At 66.6% G+C, this 14,036-nt stretch carries 14 protein-coding genes; 8 read left to right on the forward strand and 6 right to left on the reverse strand.

The genetic code is table 11. The features are described 5' to 3' along the window. Positions 1-159: 159 nt before the first annotated feature. Genes V9K97_RS22635 through V9K97_RS22650 form a run of 4 tightly spaced genes read left to right on the forward strand, consistent with a single transcriptional unit; the run spans position 160 to position 3,881 of the window. Complete coding sequence (locus V9K97_RS22635) at positions 160-1,035, forward strand: TauD/TfdA dioxygenase family protein (RefSeq protein WP_337320856.1); 876 nt, start codon at positions 160-162, stop codon at positions 1,033-1,035. 21 nt (positions 1,036-1,056) lie between these two features. Continuing rightward, positions 1,057-2,067 carry an ABC transporter substrate-binding protein gene (locus V9K97_RS22640; protein WP_258504088.1) on the forward strand — a complete coding sequence of 337 codons (1,011 nt, stop codon included), beginning with the start codon at positions 1,057-1,059 and terminating at the stop codon, positions 2,065-2,067. 60 nt (positions 2,068-2,127) lie between these two features. Then, positions 2,128-3,015, forward strand: coding sequence for an ABC transporter ATP-binding protein (locus V9K97_RS22645; protein ID WP_337320858.1), 888 nt, complete (start codon positions 2,128-2,130; stop codon positions 3,013-3,015). Beyond that, complete coding sequence (locus tag V9K97_RS22650; protein ID WP_337320860.1) at positions 3,012-3,881, forward strand: ABC transporter permease; 870 nt, start codon at positions 3,012-3,014, stop codon at positions 3,879-3,881. The genes V9K97_RS22645 and V9K97_RS22650 overlap by 4 nt, the downstream gene beginning before the upstream one ends. 9 nt (positions 3,882-3,890) lie before the next feature. Here V9K97_RS22650 and V9K97_RS22655 read toward each other — a convergent pair whose 3' ends face one another. Continuing rightward, positions 3,891-4,286 carry a DUF5329 family protein gene (locus V9K97_RS22655; RefSeq protein WP_337298213.1) on the reverse strand — a complete coding sequence of 132 codons (396 nt, stop codon included), beginning with the start codon at positions 4,284-4,286 and terminating at the stop codon, positions 3,891-3,893. A 123-nt stretch (positions 4,287-4,409) separates the two neighbouring features. On the opposite strand from V9K97_RS22655, the gene hisN reads away from it, so the two are divergent. From hisN to V9K97_RS22670, 3 genes are read left to right on the forward strand one after another with little or no spacing between them, the layout of a single operon-like run. After that, positions 4,410-5,186, forward strand: coding sequence for a histidinol-phosphatase (hisN, locus tag V9K97_RS22660; RefSeq protein ID WP_337320862.1), 777 nt, complete (start codon positions 4,410-4,412; stop codon positions 5,184-5,186). A gap of 9 nt (positions 5,187-5,195) precedes the next feature. Continuing rightward, positions 5,196-5,390 carry a DUF2905 domain-containing protein gene (locus V9K97_RS22665; protein ID WP_126747984.1) on the forward strand — a complete coding sequence of 65 codons (195 nt, stop codon included), beginning with the start codon at positions 5,196-5,198 and terminating at the stop codon, positions 5,388-5,390. A 46-nt stretch (positions 5,391-5,436) separates the two neighbouring features. Then, positions 5,437-6,363, forward strand: coding sequence for an ROK family protein (locus tag V9K97_RS22670; protein WP_337320864.1), 927 nt, complete (start codon positions 5,437-5,439; stop codon positions 6,361-6,363). Positions 6,364-6,412: 49 nt separating this feature from the next. Here V9K97_RS22670 and V9K97_RS22675 read toward each other — a convergent pair whose 3' ends face one another. Beyond that, on the reverse strand, positions 6,413-7,939 hold the full coding sequence (locus V9K97_RS22675) for an aminotransferase-like domain-containing protein (RefSeq protein WP_337320866.1): 1,527 nt from the start codon (positions 7,937-7,939) through the stop codon (positions 6,413-6,415). A 174-nt stretch (positions 7,940-8,113) separates the two neighbouring features. On the opposite strand from V9K97_RS22675, the gene V9K97_RS22680 reads away from it, so the two are divergent. Then, positions 8,114-8,461 carry a hypothetical protein gene (locus V9K97_RS22680; RefSeq protein WP_337320867.1) on the forward strand — a complete coding sequence of 116 codons (348 nt, stop codon included), beginning with the start codon at positions 8,114-8,116 and terminating at the stop codon, positions 8,459-8,461. Positions 8,462-8,473: 12 nt separating this feature from the next. Here V9K97_RS22680 and otsA read toward each other — a convergent pair whose 3' ends face one another. From otsA to V9K97_RS22700, 4 genes are all read right to left on the reverse strand, one after another. Next, positions 8,474-9,859 carry an alpha,alpha-trehalose-phosphate synthase (UDP-forming) gene (otsA, locus tag V9K97_RS22685; RefSeq protein ID WP_337320869.1) on the reverse strand — a complete coding sequence of 462 codons (1,386 nt, stop codon included), beginning with the start codon at positions 9,857-9,859 and terminating at the stop codon, positions 8,474-8,476. Continuing rightward, positions 9,856-11,778: a glycoside hydrolase family 15 protein gene (locus V9K97_RS22690; RefSeq protein ID WP_337298218.1), complete on the reverse strand. Its 1,923-nt coding sequence runs from the start codon at positions 11,776-11,778 to the stop codon at positions 9,856-9,858. The genes otsA and V9K97_RS22690 overlap by 4 nt, the downstream gene beginning before the upstream one ends. Further along, positions 11,775-12,569, reverse strand: a complete 795-nt coding sequence (otsB, locus tag V9K97_RS22695; protein ID WP_443098617.1) for a trehalose-phosphatase — start codon at positions 12,567-12,569, stop codon at positions 11,775-11,777. Before otsB ends, V9K97_RS22690 begins: the two co-directional genes overlap by 4 nt. Positions 12,570-12,643: 74 nt before the next feature. Further along, on the reverse strand, positions 12,644-13,912 hold the full coding sequence (locus V9K97_RS22700; protein ID WP_337320871.1) for a multifunctional CCA addition/repair protein: 1,269 nt from the start codon (positions 13,910-13,912) through the stop codon (positions 12,644-12,646). Between the last annotated feature and the right edge of the window lie 124 nt (positions 13,913-14,036).

Below are 14,036 nucleotides of genomic sequence, written 5' to 3' on the forward strand. Positions count from 1 at the left end.
ACACCTGTTACCCAGGTCCCCGGTCCATACAGCGAAGCAAAGAAAGTGAGTCGCCCGCCGGGGCGAGACCCGGCCTCGGGAAGCAAACCAAGCCAGCTACATAAGCTACCAACAAAGAGTTCGTTTGAGAAAGCACCCCCTCAAACCTACATTGGCGGGATGACCCAGCCCGACCCAGCCCGGCAGCACTTCGAAGTCCGCCCCTTCAACGCCCCCGTAGGCGCCGAAATCATCGGGCTCGACATCTCCAAGCCCATCAGCGCTGAAGATTTCAAGCGCATCCACCAAGCGCACCTCGACCATCACGTCCTGGTCTTCCGCAACCAACAAATCACCCCCCAAGAGCACATCGATTTCAGCCGTCGCTTCGGCCCACTCGAAATCCACGTGCTGCACCAGTTCCACCTGAAGAATCACCCCGAGATCCTGATCGTTTCCAACATCAAGGAAAACGGCGAACCCATCGGCCTGGGCGATGCGGGCGTCTACTGGCACTCGGACATCTCGTACAAGCCCCAGCCGAGCCTAGGCTCCCTGCTGCATGCGCAAGAGCTGCCGAGCGAAGGTGGCGACACGCTCTTTGCCGATCAGCATCTCGCTTGGGAAGCGCTCGACCCCGAGCTGCAGCAGCGCATCCTGCCGCTCAAGGCCGAGCACAGCTATCTCGCCAAGTACGAAGAGTTGCGCGCCAAGAACCCGTGGCGCCCCAAGCTCTCGCAGGCGCAGATCGACCAGGTCGCCCCCGCGGTGCAGCCGGTGGTGCGCACGCACCCGGAAACGGGCCGCAAGGCGCTGTTCGTCAGCGAGCATTTCACGACACGCATCGTCGGCCTCCCGCAGGAAGAAAGCGACGCACTGCTGGCCGAGCTGTTCGCGCACAGCGTGAAGCCCGAGTTCGTGTATCGCCACCAATGGGCGCCGCACGATCTGGTGTTCTGGGACAACCGCTCGCTGATGCACCTTGCGGCGGGCACGCCCGACCATCTGCGACGGCGCCTCAACCGCACCACCATCGTCGGCGACACGCCTTTCTGATTTTCTCCTGGACTCATTTCAATGAACCGATTCACACGCAAGGCCGCCGCGCTCGTCACCGGCTTCGGTCTCCTCGCGGGCAGTCTTGCTGCCCATGCCGAAGGGCAGATCCGCATCGCCGAGCAATTCGGCATCGTCTACCTGCTGCTCAATGTCGCGCAGGAACAAAAGCTCATCGAGAAGCACGCCAAGGCGGCCGGTGTCGATGCCAAGGTGGAGTGGATCAAGCTTTCGGGCGGCTCGGCGGTGAATGACGCGCTGCTCTCGGGCAACATCGAGATCGCGAGTGCCGGCGTGGGCCCGCTGCTCACGCTGTGGGACCGCACCAAGGGCAAGCAGAACGTGAAGGGCGTGGCATCGCTGGGCAACTTTCCCTACTACCTGGTGAGCAACAACCCGAACGTGAAGACCATTGCAGACTTCACCGACAAGGACCGCATCGCCCTGCCGGCGGTGGGAGTCTCGGTGCAGTCGCGGGTGCTGCAGTTCGCATCGGCCAAGCTCTGGGGCGACAAGGAGTTCAACCGGCTCGACAAGATCAGCGTGGCGGTGCCGCATCCCGATGCTGCGGCGGCCATCATCAAGGGCGGCACCGAGATCACGGCGCATTTCGGCAACCCGCCGTTCCAGGACCAGGAGCTCGCGGGCAATCCGAATGCGCACATCGTCCTCAACTCGTACCAGGTGCTTGGCGGGCCGGCCTCGGCCACGGTGCTTTATGCCACCGAAAAATTCCGTAGCGAGAACCCGAAGACCTACAAGGCGTTTGTCGACGCGCTCGACGAGGCGGCGAAGTTCGTCACGGCCAATCCGGAGAAAGCGGCGGACATCTACCTGAAGGTGGGCAACGCGAAGATCGACCGCGAGCTGCTGCTGAAGATCATCAAGAACCCCGAGGTGCAGTTCAAGACCACGCCGCAGAACACCTATGCGCTGGCGGAGTTCATGCACCGCGTGGGCGCGATCAAGAACAAGCCGGCTTCGGTGAAGGACTATTTCTTCGACGATGCGCAGAACGCTTCGGGGAATTGAATGAGCACGGCGAAGGCGCGATCCGGCTTTGACTCCTTTCCCCTTTGGGGGAAGGCGGGGATGGGGGCGGGCAGAGCGATGGCGACGCCAACGCTGCTTGCCCCCACCCCAGCCCTCCCCCGGGAGGGGAGGGAGGAAGACGAGAGGCAAGACATCGCGCCGCTCCTTCAGGTCGACGGCGTCAGCCTCGAATACCGTACGCCCGAGCGCGTGGCGCGCGCCACCCACCGCGTGAGCTTCGACGTGCACGCCGCCGACCGTTTCGTGCTGCTCGGCCCGTCGGGCTGCGGCAAGTCCACGCTGCTGAAGGCCGTCGGCGGATTCATCCAGCCCGTCGAAGGCGAGATCCGCCTCGACGGCCGTCGCGTGGCACAGCCGGGCCCCGACCGTATCGTCGTGTTCCAGGAGTTCGACCAGCTGCCGCCCTGGAAGACCGTGCAGCAGAACGTGATGTTCCCGCTGCTCGCCTCGCGCACCCTCGGCAAGAAGGAAGCGGCCGAACGCGCGCTGCATTACCTCGACAAGGTGGGCCTCGCCAAGTTCGCCGACGTGCATCCGCACCAGCTGTCGGGAGGCATGAAGCAGCGTGTGGCCATTGCGCGTGCGCTGGCGATGCAGCCGCGCGTGCTGTTGATGGACGAGCCTTTTGCCGCGCTGGATGCACTCACGCGCCGCAAGATGCAGCAGGAGTTGCTCGAGCTGTGGGACGAGGTGCGCTTCACGCTGCTCTTCGTCACGCATTCCATCGAGGAGGCGCTGGTGGTGGGCAACCGCGTGGCGCTGCTGTCGCCGCACCCGGGCCGCATGCGTGCCGAATTGAACAGCCACGGCTTCTCGCTGGCCAGCCTGGGCGGCGCCGAGTTTCAGGGCACGGCGCAGCGCATTCACGACATGCTGTTCGAAGAAGAGCAGGAGCAAGGGCAAGAGCACGAAGAGGCCGCAGCATGAGCGCACTCGTTCCGCCCATCCGCCCCGAGTACGAGCGCACGCTCGAGCCCTTCACCGAGGTGCCGGTCGAGCGGACCCTGCCACTGCCGACGCGCATCTGGGCCCAGGCCGGCGTTCGCAAGGGCCTGATCCTGATCGTCATCGCGGTGCTCTGGGAGCTTGCGGCCCGATGGCAGGACAACGACCTGCTGCTGCCTACCTTCAGCGCCACGGCCCTCGCGTTGGCCGAGGGGCTGGCGAGCGGCGAACTCATCGAGAAGGTGCGCATCTCGCTGGCGGTGCTGCTGCAGGGCTACCTGGCCGGCGTGCTGCTGGCTTTTGCGCTCACCACGCTCGCGGTGTCGACGCAGATCGGGCGCGACCTGCTGGACACGCTGACTTCGATGTTCAATCCGCTGCCCGCCATTGCGCTGCTGCCGCTCGCTTTGCTGTGGTTTGGGCTCGGGCGCGGCAGCCTGGTGTTCGTGCTGATCCATTCGGTGTTGTGGCCGCTGGCGCTCAACACCTATGCGGGCTTCCAGGGCGTGCCTGAAACACTGCGGATGGCGGGGCGCAACTACGGGCTCAAGGGCTTGCGCTACGTGCTGCAGATACTGGTGCCGGCCGCGTTGCCGTCGATCCTGTCGGGGCTGAAGATCGGCTGGGCCTTTGCCTGGCGCACGCTGATCGCGGCCGAGCTGGTGTTCGGCGCCTCGTCGGGCAAGGGCGGCCTTGGCTGGTACATCTTCCAGAACCGCAACGAGCTCTACACCGACCGCGTGTTCGCGGGCCTGGCGATGGTGGTGCTGATCGGCCTGTTGGTGGAAAGCCTGGGCTTCAAGACGCTGGAGCGCCTGACGGTGCGGCGCTGGGGCCAGCAGCGCTGATCGGACGATTCAGCCGGCGCCGGGCTTCGCGCTGCCCTTGCGCAGCGTGCGCAGCTCGGCGTTCAGGAACTCCTTGGCGTCCTTCATCGAGCCATTCGGCATCTTGACCTGGTAGGCCTTGCCGGTCATTTCCGAGCGGGAAGCGCAGCGGTCGATGAAGTCTTCGGCCGTGACGATCTCGTCTTTGAAGTGGTCGAACTTGGCCCGCATGTGCTTGGCGGCATCGTCGGCGTCGTGCGCCTTGCCATTGCGCATGAAGGTCATCGTTTTCATCTGCGAAACGCGTTGGATCAGCGTGTCGATGAGCTTCTGCTCCGACGCGGAAGGGGCGGCCTGGGCCAGTACGGCCATGGAGCCGAGCAAAAGCGCCAGCAGCGCCATGCGCAAAAATCGAAATGAAGCCATTCAGTGGTGATCAGGGATCGAGTGGGACGGGTAGTTCGGCCCATGCTAGAGCGCCGGCACCTGGCATGTCAAACCGGGCCCGGCTCGGGTCTAATCGCAGTTTTGGCCCGCTTCACTTCTTTCATGAGCTCCCCGACCCCCGATCTCCTGTCGATTGCCAATGCGCTGGCCGATGCGGCCGCCGCGCAATCGATGCACTATTTCCGCACGCCGCTGGACATCATCACGAAGGCGGACGAAAGCCCCGTCACGCTCGCAGACCGCGCCGCCGAAACGGCCATGCGCGAAATTCTGGCCGCCCGTGCGCAGGCGGACGGCATCTTCGGCGAAGAGCACGGCCTGGAGCGGCTCGACGCCGAACGCGTCTGGGTGCTCGACCCGATCGACGGCACGCGCAGCTTCATTACCGGCTCTCCGCTCTGGGGCACGCTGATCGGCGTGCTGCAAGGCGCCCGCGTGGTGCTCGGCATGATCGACATGCCGGTGCTCAAGGAGCGCTGGGTCGGCCAGGCCGGCAAGGGCGCCACGCGCGACGGCCAGCCGGTGCGCGCCAGCAGCTGTACAGATGTAGCGAAGGCCCGCATCGTCACCACCTCGCCCGACATTTTTGCGCCGGCCGACTGGCAGGCTTTCGATCGGCTCAGCCGCCAATGCGCGATGCGCCGCTTCGGCGGCGACTGCTATGGCTATGCCCAGCTTGCGGGCGGCACCATCGACCTGGTGGTGGAAACCGGGCTGCAGCCGTACGACTACCTGGGGCCGGCGGGCGTGATCGAGGCGGCGGGCGGCGTCATCACCGACTGGCAGGGGCGGCCGCTGGGGCTGGAGTCCGACGGCAGGGTTATTGCGGCCGCAACGCCCGAACTTCACCGACAAGCCATGGCCGTTCTTGCGGCCTAGACTGTTCCCATGTTCCGCTGGCTGATCGTCGTCGTCCTTGCCCTGGTGCTCATGAGCGGCCTCACGGCCTGGCTGCGCCGGTTCGGCTTCGGGCGATTGCCTGGCGACTTCGAGTTCCGCGCTTTCGGCCGCGAGTGGCAATTGCCCATCTCCAGCACCCTGGTGCTCAGCATGATCGCGGCGCTGGTGGCGCGCTTCATCTAGCGCCTTCGATGAACCAGAAACCGAAAAGAAAGAGAAGAACCACGCGATGAGAGCCTGTGTTGACATCGGCGGCACCAAGGTGGCCGTGAGCCTTTCCGCATCGAGCGATGCGCCGCTGGTCGGCCGCCGCAGCGAACCGACGGCCAAGACCGGCAACAACGACGCCGTGGCCGTGCAGATCATGCGGATGATCGAGGAGGCCTGCACCGAGCAGGGGATCGATATCGCCACGATCGACCGCGTGGGCGTCTCGTCGACCGGCCCCTTCGAGCTGCGGGACGGCATGGTGGAGCTGGCCACGCCCAATATCTGCGGCGGCATTGCCGGCCCGGCGCGCGGCCTGCCCAACGACTGGATGACGGCCATCATCGAAGCACCGCTGGCGCGGCGTTTCGGCAGCGTGCGGGTCGAGAACGACGCCGTGGCCGCGCTGGAGGCCGAACGCCAGTGGGGTGCGTTGCAGGGGATGGACAACTGCGCGTACGTTACCTGGAGCACCGGTGTCGGCGTGGGCCTGTGCGTCGATGGCCGCGCGCTGCGCGGCAAGAACGGCAATGCCGGCCACGCGGGCCACAGCTTTGTGGCGGACGATGCCAGCGGCGCGCTCTGCGGCTGCGGCAATCTCGGCGACGTGGAGGCGCTGGTGGCGGGCAACTCCATTGCGCGCCGTTTCGGCCAGCCCGCGCCCGACCTGTTTGCCGCCGCTTCGGCGGGTGAGCCGCATGCCATAAGCATCGTCGATGCGCTGTGCCGCGTCACCGGACGCATGCTCTACAACCTGGTGGCGACGCTCGATCTCCAGCGCATCAGCCTGGGCGGCAGCGTGTTCTGGCACCACCGCGACTTTTTGCTGCCGCGGCTGCAGGCGCAGGTCGACGGCAAGCTGCTTCCGCTCACGCGCGGCGTGACGCTGGTGCCCGCAGGGCTCGGTGAAAAGGTCGGCGACTACGCCGCCCTGGCGCTGCTCGACTGAGAAGGTGCGAATGAACCTGCTGCGCACCCCGATCTCGCACCTGCGGTCCTCACCGTACGCGAGTACGGTTCCGGTCCTCGACGCAAGCTCGGGGCGCTCGCGACGGTTCCTTCACACCTTCTGACGCCGGCGCACTGCGGCTCATCAGCGTCTCGACGATCTGGCCCAGGCGGCGCAGGCCCGAGTCGACCGCCTCGCCATACGGCCAGCCGCAGTTGATGCGCAGGTAATGGTCGAAGCGCGACGAGTTCGAGAACAGCGTGCCGGGCGCCACCACGATGCGCTCGGCCAGTGCCGCATCGAAGACCCGCGACGAAGAAAGCCGCTCGGGCAACTCGACCCATAGCTGCAGCCCGCCCGGCGGCAGGTTGATGCGGGTGCCCGCCGGAAAGTAGCCGGCAATCGCATCGGCGGTCTGCTCGCGCTGCGTCTTCAGGCAGGCGCGCAGGTGGCGCAAATGGCGGTCGTAGGCGCCGGTGCCCATGAACAGGCCCGCCGCGCTTTGCGAAAGCCCCTCGTTGTTGCGCGTTTGCGCGAACTTGAGCATCTCTACCCGGGCCTGCCAGCGGCCCGCGGTGATCCAGCCCAGCCGCAGGCCGGGCGCCAGGATCTTGTGCAGCGAGGCGCAATAGATCACGTTGCCGCTGGTGTCCCAGGACTTGAGCGCGCGCGGCGGCAATGGCGCGTCGACGAGCTCGCTGTAGGTGTCGTCTTCGATCAGCGGAATGGCGTGCCGCTCGCACAGTTGTGCGAGCCGTGCCTTGTGGGCATCGGGCATCACGCTGCCCAGCGGGTTCTGCAGGTGCGGCACCACCACCACGGCCTTGATGTTGTCGTAGGCGCCGATCGCAAGTTCCAGCGCCTCGATCGAGATGCCGGTTTGCGGGCTGGTCGGGATTTCCAGCGCGCGCATGCCCAGGCTCTCGAGCACCTGCAGCAAACCGTAGAAGGTGGGTGACTCCACCGCCACCGTGTCCCCCGGCTGCGCCACGGCGCGCAACGCGAGGTTCAGCGCCTCGATGCAGCCGTTGGTCACCAGGATGTCTTCCGGCGAGATCGTCATGCCCACGCGCACGCTGCGCTGCGCGAGCACTTCGCGGAACTGGCGATGGCCCTTCAGTTGCGCCGCCACCGTCAGCAGCTCGGGTTGCTGGCGCAGCACGCGCGTCATTGCATTGCGCAAGGCCTCGGCTGGGTACAGCTGCGGTGCGCCGCGCGCAATCGAGAGATTGAGCTTTTCCGGAATCTGCCGGCGGCGGGCCACGAAGTCAGACACCTTGGCGTGAATGCCCACGTACTGGGCCGGATCGGGCGGCACGCCGGCCGCGGGCTCTTCCATGGGGGCAATGGCCAGCCGCTTGGGCCGCCGCACGAAATAGCCCGAGCGGTCGCGCGCCTCGACCCAGCCGTCGCTCTCCATGGTGCGGCACAGCTGCAGCGCGGTCGACAGGCTGATGTCGTGCAGGCGCATGAGGCTGCGCAGCGAAGGCAGCTTGTCGCCCTGCTTGAGAGAACCCGTGTGGATCGCGTCCACATAGCGTGCTGCAAGCTGGCGGTAGAGCGGTAGCGAATCCATGGCGTCGATGCTCTTCCTGTCGCGCGTCCGAAAACAGATGCAGATGCGCAGAAAAACGACCATAACAGATGCCTGATGGCAGGCGCTGTTCCGGTGCGAATCGCCTTGGCGTGTGCCTGTTTTCCGGGCGCCCGAATTCCTACGATGACCGCACCAACTCCAGAAGGTGCGCCCATGTCTCCCCTCACGCTCGATAGATTGCCCGATACCCTCGTGCTGCACCCCGGGCAGGCCTTGCGTGCCTCGCTCGAGCCCGCCACCTGGATCGAAATGCTGGAAGGCTGCGCGCAGCTGGTGTCGCCGCCGTCATGGTTCGGCGACACGGTGTTCACCGCCAAGACCGTGCTGAACGAAGGCGACGTGCATCGCCTGGAGCGGGGCGGCTGGATCGAACTCTCGGCGCTCACGCCGGTGCGGCTGCGCGTGCATGCGCCGCGGCAGGCGGCGGTTGCGCCGGCTTCCAGGCACCCAGCGGAAACGCGGCCGGTGATGCGGCTGGTGCGGCTGCTGACCGGAACCTAGCCGCGCGGCTTTCTACCGCTGGCTCGCCGCTTCGCGCAGCGCATCGAGAAAGCTGCGCCGCCACCAGTGAATGTCTTGCTCGCGGATGCGCGACAGCAGCTTCTGGTGCCGCTCGCGCCGCTCCTCGAGCGGCATCTGTAGCGCCTGCTGCACGGTTTCGGCGGTGCCGTGCGTGTCGTAGGGGTTCACCAGCAGCGCTTCCTTCAGCTGCTCGGCCGCGCCGGCAAAGCGCGAGAGCACCAGCACGCCGGGGTCGCCCGGGTCCTGCGCGGCAATGTATTCCTTGGCGACCAGGTTCATGCCGTCGCGCAGCGGCGTCACCAGCCCCACCGCGGCCGCACGGCACAGCCCCGGCACGCGCTTGCGGGCCACCATGCGGTGGATGTAGCGCACCGGCATCCAGTCGAGTTCGCCGTAGTCGCCGTTGATGGCGCCGCACAGCGACTCGAGCTCGCGCCGGATGTCGCCGTAGGCATCGACCGTTTCGCGCGTGGGCGAGGCAATCTGGATCAGCGTGGCGCTGCGGCGGTTCTCGGGGTAGTTGGCAAGCAGTTCGCGGAATGCGCGCACCCGCTGCGGAATGCCCTTGGAGTAGTCGAGCCGGTCGATGCCCAAGAGCAGCCGCCGCTGCGAGTACTCGCGCTTCATGGTCTCGAACATGTCGCGCGACTCCTTGGCATGCGTGAGCGCCGCGAACTCGTCGACGTCGATGCCGATGGGGAAGGCGCTGCAGCGCACCGTCTGGCCGTAGGCGCGGTACATGTCGTCGCCCAGGTATTCGCCATGCGCCTCGTTGCGCACGTAGTGCTCGAAGTGCTGCACGTCCTGCTGCGCCTGGAAGCCGATCAGATCGTAGGAGAACAGCGAGCGCATGAGCCACTCGTGCTGCGGAACGGCCGCGATGATGATCTGCGGCGGCAGCGGAATGTGCAGGAAGAAGCCGATGCGCTGCGTGCAGCCCATGGCGCGCAACTCGGCCGCGAGCGGGATCAGGTGGTAGTCGTGGATCCAGATGATGTCGTCTGGCTTGAGCATCGGCATCAGCTTGCGCGCGAACAGCTGGTTCACGCGCCGGTAGCCGCCGATGAAGCCAGCTTCGAAGTGGGCCAGGTCGAGCCGGTTGTGGAACACCGGCCACAGCACGTCATTGCTGTAGCCCAGGTAGAAGCTGTCGTGGTCTTCCCGGCTCAGGTCGATGGTGGCGAGCATGACCTTGCCGGCCTGCTGCATGTGCAGCTCGCCTTCGCCCGTGGGGCCGTCTTCCACGATCTGCCCGCTCCAGCCGAACCACAGGCCCCCGCTTTGCTGCAGGCTTTCGCCGAGCGCAACGGCCAGGCCGCCCGCCGCAGGCTTGCGTGGATCCGCCACGCGGTTGGAAACAACAACGAGCCGACTCATATGCACGAGTCCCAGGGCGCCGACAGCCGCACAGCCGCGTTGATGATGCCGACCATCGAATACGTCTGGGGAAAGTTGCCCCACATCTCGCCCGTGACCGGGTGCGTGTCTTCCGAGAGCAGGCCGAGCGGATTGCGCGCCGCCAGCATGGTCTCGAAGATCTGGCGGGCCTCGGCCTTGCGGCCGATCTTGGCCAGCGCGTCGATCCGCCAGAAGGTGCAGATGTTGAATGCGGTCTCGGGCTTGCCGAAGTCGTCGGCCGCTTCGTAGCGGCGCATGTAGGGGCCGTCGCAAAGCGACTTTTCCATGGCGTCGACGGTGGAGATGAAGCGCGGGTCGCGCGCGTCGATCAGCCCAACCTCCACCATCAGCAGAATGCTGGCGTCCAGCTCGTGGCCGCCGAAGCTCTCGGCAAAGGCCTGGCGCTCCTCGCACCATGACTTGGCCAAAATTTCTTCCTTCATGCGCGCGGCATGGCCGTGCCAGTAGGCGGCGCGCTCGGGCAGCTCCAGCGCACGCGCGATCTTGGCCAGCCGGTCGCACGCGGCCCAGCTCATCAGTGCCGAGCTGGTGTGCACGCGGGCGCGGGTGCGCAGCTCCCACATGCCCGCGTCGGGCGTGCCGTAGACGCGAATCGCCTGTTCGCCCACCGCTTCAAGGTGCGGAAACTCGGCCACGCCCGCGCGCGCGAGCAACCGGTGGTCATGAAAGGCCTGCGCCGCGCCGAGCACGATGTTGCCGTAGACGTCGTGCTGGAAGTGCTCCTGCGCCTGGTTGCCCACGCGCACGGGGCCCATGCCGCGGTAGCCCGCAAGGTTCTCGACCATCGACTCGGGCAGTTCGCGCTCCAGCCCGATGCCGTAGAGCGGCTGGATGTGCTCGCCGTGCGAGCCGATCACCACGTTGCCGAGCCAGCGCAGGTAGTCTTCCATGGTGCCGACTTCGCTCAGCGAATTGAGCGCCCGCACCACGAAGAAGGCATCGCGCAGCCAGCAGTAGCGGTAGTCCCAGTTGCGCTGGCTGCCCGGCGCCTCCGGAATGCTCGTGGTCATGGCCGCCACGATGGCGCCGGTGTCTTCGTAGAGCGATAGCTTGAGCGTGATGGCCGCGCGGATCACCGCGTCCTGGTACTCGAACGGAATGGCCAGCCGCTTGCTCCAGGTGCGCCAGTAGGCAATGGTTTCCTGCTCGAAGCTGCGTGCCGTGTCGGCAATGCCGTCGAGCAGGGTTTCGTCGACGCCGAACATGAAGTTGTATTCGCGCGAGATCACGAAGGGCTGGCGCGAAAGAATGTGCGAAATCGATGCGTCGGTATTGAGCCGCAGCGTGAGGTCCGGCCCCACGTAGCGAATGTGGTTGCTGCCGCGGGTGACTTCCACCGGCGCCGAGGCACCCCACTGAAAGCGCGGATCGAGCGCCACGCGAATGCGCGGCGCGCCGGCAATCGGGCGCACGCGGCGCACCAGCATCAGCGGCCGGAAGTAGCGCGAGCGGCTGTAGAAGCGCGGCGCAAAGTCGGTGATCTCGATGCCTTGGCCCGCGCTGTCGAACAGCTGCGTGCGCAGCACCGCGGTATTGGGTTCGTACCACTGCTTGCTGGATGCGAAATCCTCGATCTCGATGGCCCAGGCGCCGGCGTCGTCGCCGGGGTGCAGCAGGGCATTGAACACCGGATCGCCGTCGAAGCGCGGCAGGCAGCACCATACGGCGCGTCCGCGTGCGTCGATGAGCGCGCTGTAGGCGCAGTTTCCAATCACGCCCACATTGAGCGAAGGCTCGGCCGGCGGCCCGAAGCCGCGCGGTACCGCCGAAGCCGCGGCGCGCGGATCCACCGGCGCACGGTCGTCGGGCCCGGCGGCGCCGGCAAGCGAAATGCCCGCACGGTCTTCAGGTGCCTTGGGCAGTTGCAGTTCGCTCATCCAGCACTCCTCGGGTTTTCATCTTTCTTGTGTTCCGGCGCGGCCAGTTGATCGCGCAACTGCACCAGCCATTCGTACACCGCCCGCGGCGATTCGAGCCGGTGCAGCGCCAGGCTCGGTCCCGAGCCCACCTTGATGCCGATGCCGCCGCGCGGCTGCACCACCGCGAAGCCGCTCTCGTCGGTGGTGTCGTCGCCAGCAAAGACCGGCGTGCGTCCGGCGAACGGGGGCTCGTTCATGAAGGCCTCGATCGCAATGCCCTTGTTGATGCCCGTCGGCTTGACCTCGAACACGAACTTGCCATGCAGGAGCTCGAGCTGGGGCCGGCCCGCAATGGCGCGCGACATGGCGTCGCGGCACACGGCCTCCAGTTGCGGCGCGAGCCGGTAGTGCAGTGCAATAGCCGCGTGCTTGCGCTCGACCAGGAGGCCTTCATGCACGCGCGCCAGTTCATTGGCAATCTCGAGAATGGGTACGAGGTCGGGGGCGTGCTGCTCCTGCATGCGGCCCTTCGAATCGCGCCGCTGCACGCCGTGTTCGCCGGCTGCCGGCAGCCGCAGCGGCGCAAGAAAGCGGTCGATGGCGTCGATCTGGCGGCCCGACACCACGGCCAGCGCACCGCCGAGCTGATCGCGCAGGTTCTCGAGCAGTGCCACCAGCGCGGGAGGAACTTCGACAGCCTCGGGAGTGGGCGCAAGTGCGACCAGCGTGCCGTCGAAGTCGAGAAAAAGGGCTGAATCTCGCCCCAACGGAGGGGGCAGTTGTGAGGGCACTTTGGAAGACATTGGCATCGCCGAAAACCATAACACGGGCATAGCAATTCCCGTGTCGGCCAAAGTCGGACGTTACCCGCGGCGGGGCCGCTTCAGCCCGGCAACGCCGTCACGGCCGCCACGGCTTCCACGCGCGCGCGATGGATCGCCTCGCCGATCTGCGGGCCCGTGGCGCCCGACTGCTGAGCCGTGCGTGCGACCGCATCGGTCGCCACGCCGGCCGCCGCGCGCAGCACCGCCAGCAGCCGCTCGCGCTGGGGGTAGGGCTGGTCTTCGAACCCGAGCCGGCCGCGCGAGTCGCACTCGCACGCCAGCAGCACCTCGGCAAAGCGCGCGGGCTTGCGGAACGCATCGCAGCGCTCCAGCAGGCGCACCAGTTCGGGTGCATCGAGTTCGCCGCTGGCGTGAACGTTGCCGTGCTCGCGCGCCACCACCTCGGCCAGTTCGCGAACGTCGACCGGCACGCGCCAGCGGTCGCACACCGCGTGCAGCAGTTCGGCGCTGCGCTTCTCATGGCCGGTATGGCGCGGCAACAGAGCGGGTTCGGTCGTGCCCTTGCCAAGATCATGCATCAGGCAGGCAAAGCGCACCGCCAGCGGCGCCTGCCGCCTGGCGCTGGTGTCGAGGACCATCATCAGGTGCACGCCGGTGTCTACCTCGGGGTGATGCTCCGCGGACTGCGGCACGCCCCAGAGCCTGTCGACTTCCGGCAGCAGCACGGCCAGCGCGCCGCAAGCCCGCAGCACATCGAACATGCGCGAGGGGCGCGTTTCCATCAGGCCGCGGGCCAGCTCTTGCCAGACGCGCTCGGCCACCAGTGCACCGGTTTCGCCGGCTGCCACCATTTCGCGCATCAGGGCCATGGTTTCAGGTGCGACCGAAAAATCGTCGAAGCGCGCGGCGAAGCGCGCCACCCGCAGGATGCGCACCGGGTCTTCGCGGAAGGCGTCGGTGACATGGCGCAGCACTCGCTGTTCCAGATCGCGCCGGCCGTGGAAGGGGTCGGCCAGCTTGTCTGGATCGGGCTCGAAGCTTCCATCGGGCTGCACCCACTCCGCGGGCATTGCAATGGCGTTGACCGTGAGGTCGCGCCGCGCCAGGTCTTGCTCCAGGGTGACGTCTGGCGACGCATGCACGGTGAAACCGCGGTAGCCGGGCGCGCTCTTGCGCTCGGTGCGGGCCAGCGCGTACTCCTCCCGGGTCTGTGGGTGCAGGAACACCGGAAAGTCGCGCCCCACGGGCAGGTAGCCGCGCGACGTCATTTCTTCGGGTGTGGCGCCCACCACCAGCCAGTCATGGTCGGACACCGGCCGCCCGAGCAGCCGGTCACGCAGCGCGCCACCGACGAGATACGTTTTCATGCGCTCCAGTGTAGGGATATCCATACGCCAAGAAATAGAACGACCGTTCGATAATTTTCTGGCAAATCAAAGGAACGTTCGCCGATTTGCCCGAAAGGTAGCCGCTGTTTCAGCAGCTGCCGCG

It is taken from the genome of Variovorax sp. CCNWLW186 (genome assembly GCF_037203865.1).
Classification (GTDB): Bacteria; Pseudomonadota; Gammaproteobacteria; order Burkholderiales; family Burkholderiaceae_C; genus Variovorax.

Bases quoted from the DNA above. Each gene is read 5' to 3' on its own strand.
- V9K97_RS22675 (WP_337320866.1), bottom strand. From the start codon at position 7,939: ATGGATTCGCTACCGCTCTACCGCCAGCTTGCAGCACGCTATGTGGAC.
- V9K97_RS22655 (WP_337298213.1), bottom strand. From the start codon at position 4,286: ATGGCTTCATTTCGATTTTTGCGCATGGCGCTGCTGGCGCTTTTGCTC.
- otsB (WP_443098617.1), bottom strand. From the start codon at position 12,569: ATGCCAATGTCTTCCAAAGTGCCCTCACAACTGCCCCCTCCGTTGGGG.
- V9K97_RS22700 (WP_337320871.1), bottom strand. From the start codon at position 13,912: ATGAAAACGTATCTCGTCGGTGGCGCGCTGCGTGACCGGCTGCTCGGG.
- V9K97_RS22665 (WP_126747984.1), top strand. From the start codon at position 5,196: ATGTTCCGCTGGCTGATCGTCGTCGTCCTTGCCCTGGTGCTCATGAGC.
- V9K97_RS22650 (WP_337320860.1), top strand. From the start codon at position 3,012: ATGAGCGCACTCGTTCCGCCCATCCGCCCCGAGTACGAGCGCACGCTC.
- V9K97_RS22680 (WP_337320867.1), top strand. From the start codon at position 8,114: ATGTCTCCCCTCACGCTCGATAGATTGCCCGATACCCTCGTGCTGCAC.
- V9K97_RS22645 (WP_337320858.1), top strand. From the start codon at position 2,128: ATGGGGGCGGGCAGAGCGATGGCGACGCCAACGCTGCTTGCCCCCACC.
- V9K97_RS22640 (WP_258504088.1), top strand. From the start codon at position 1,057: ATGAACCGATTCACACGCAAGGCCGCCGCGCTCGTCACCGGCTTCGGT.
- V9K97_RS22690 (WP_337298218.1), bottom strand. From the start codon at position 11,778: ATGAGCGAACTGCAACTGCCCAAGGCACCTGAAGACCGTGCGGGCATT.
- otsA (WP_337320869.1), bottom strand. From the start codon at position 9,859: ATGAGTCGGCTCGTTGTTGTTTCCAACCGCGTGGCGGATCCACGCAAG.
- V9K97_RS22635 (WP_337320856.1), top strand. From the start codon at position 160: ATGACCCAGCCCGACCCAGCCCGGCAGCACTTCGAAGTCCGCCCCTTC.
- V9K97_RS22670 (WP_337320864.1), top strand. From the start codon at position 5,437: ATGAGAGCCTGTGTTGACATCGGCGGCACCAAGGTGGCCGTGAGCCTT.
- hisN (WP_337320862.1), top strand. From the start codon at position 4,410: ATGAGCTCCCCGACCCCCGATCTCCTGTCGATTGCCAATGCGCTGGCC.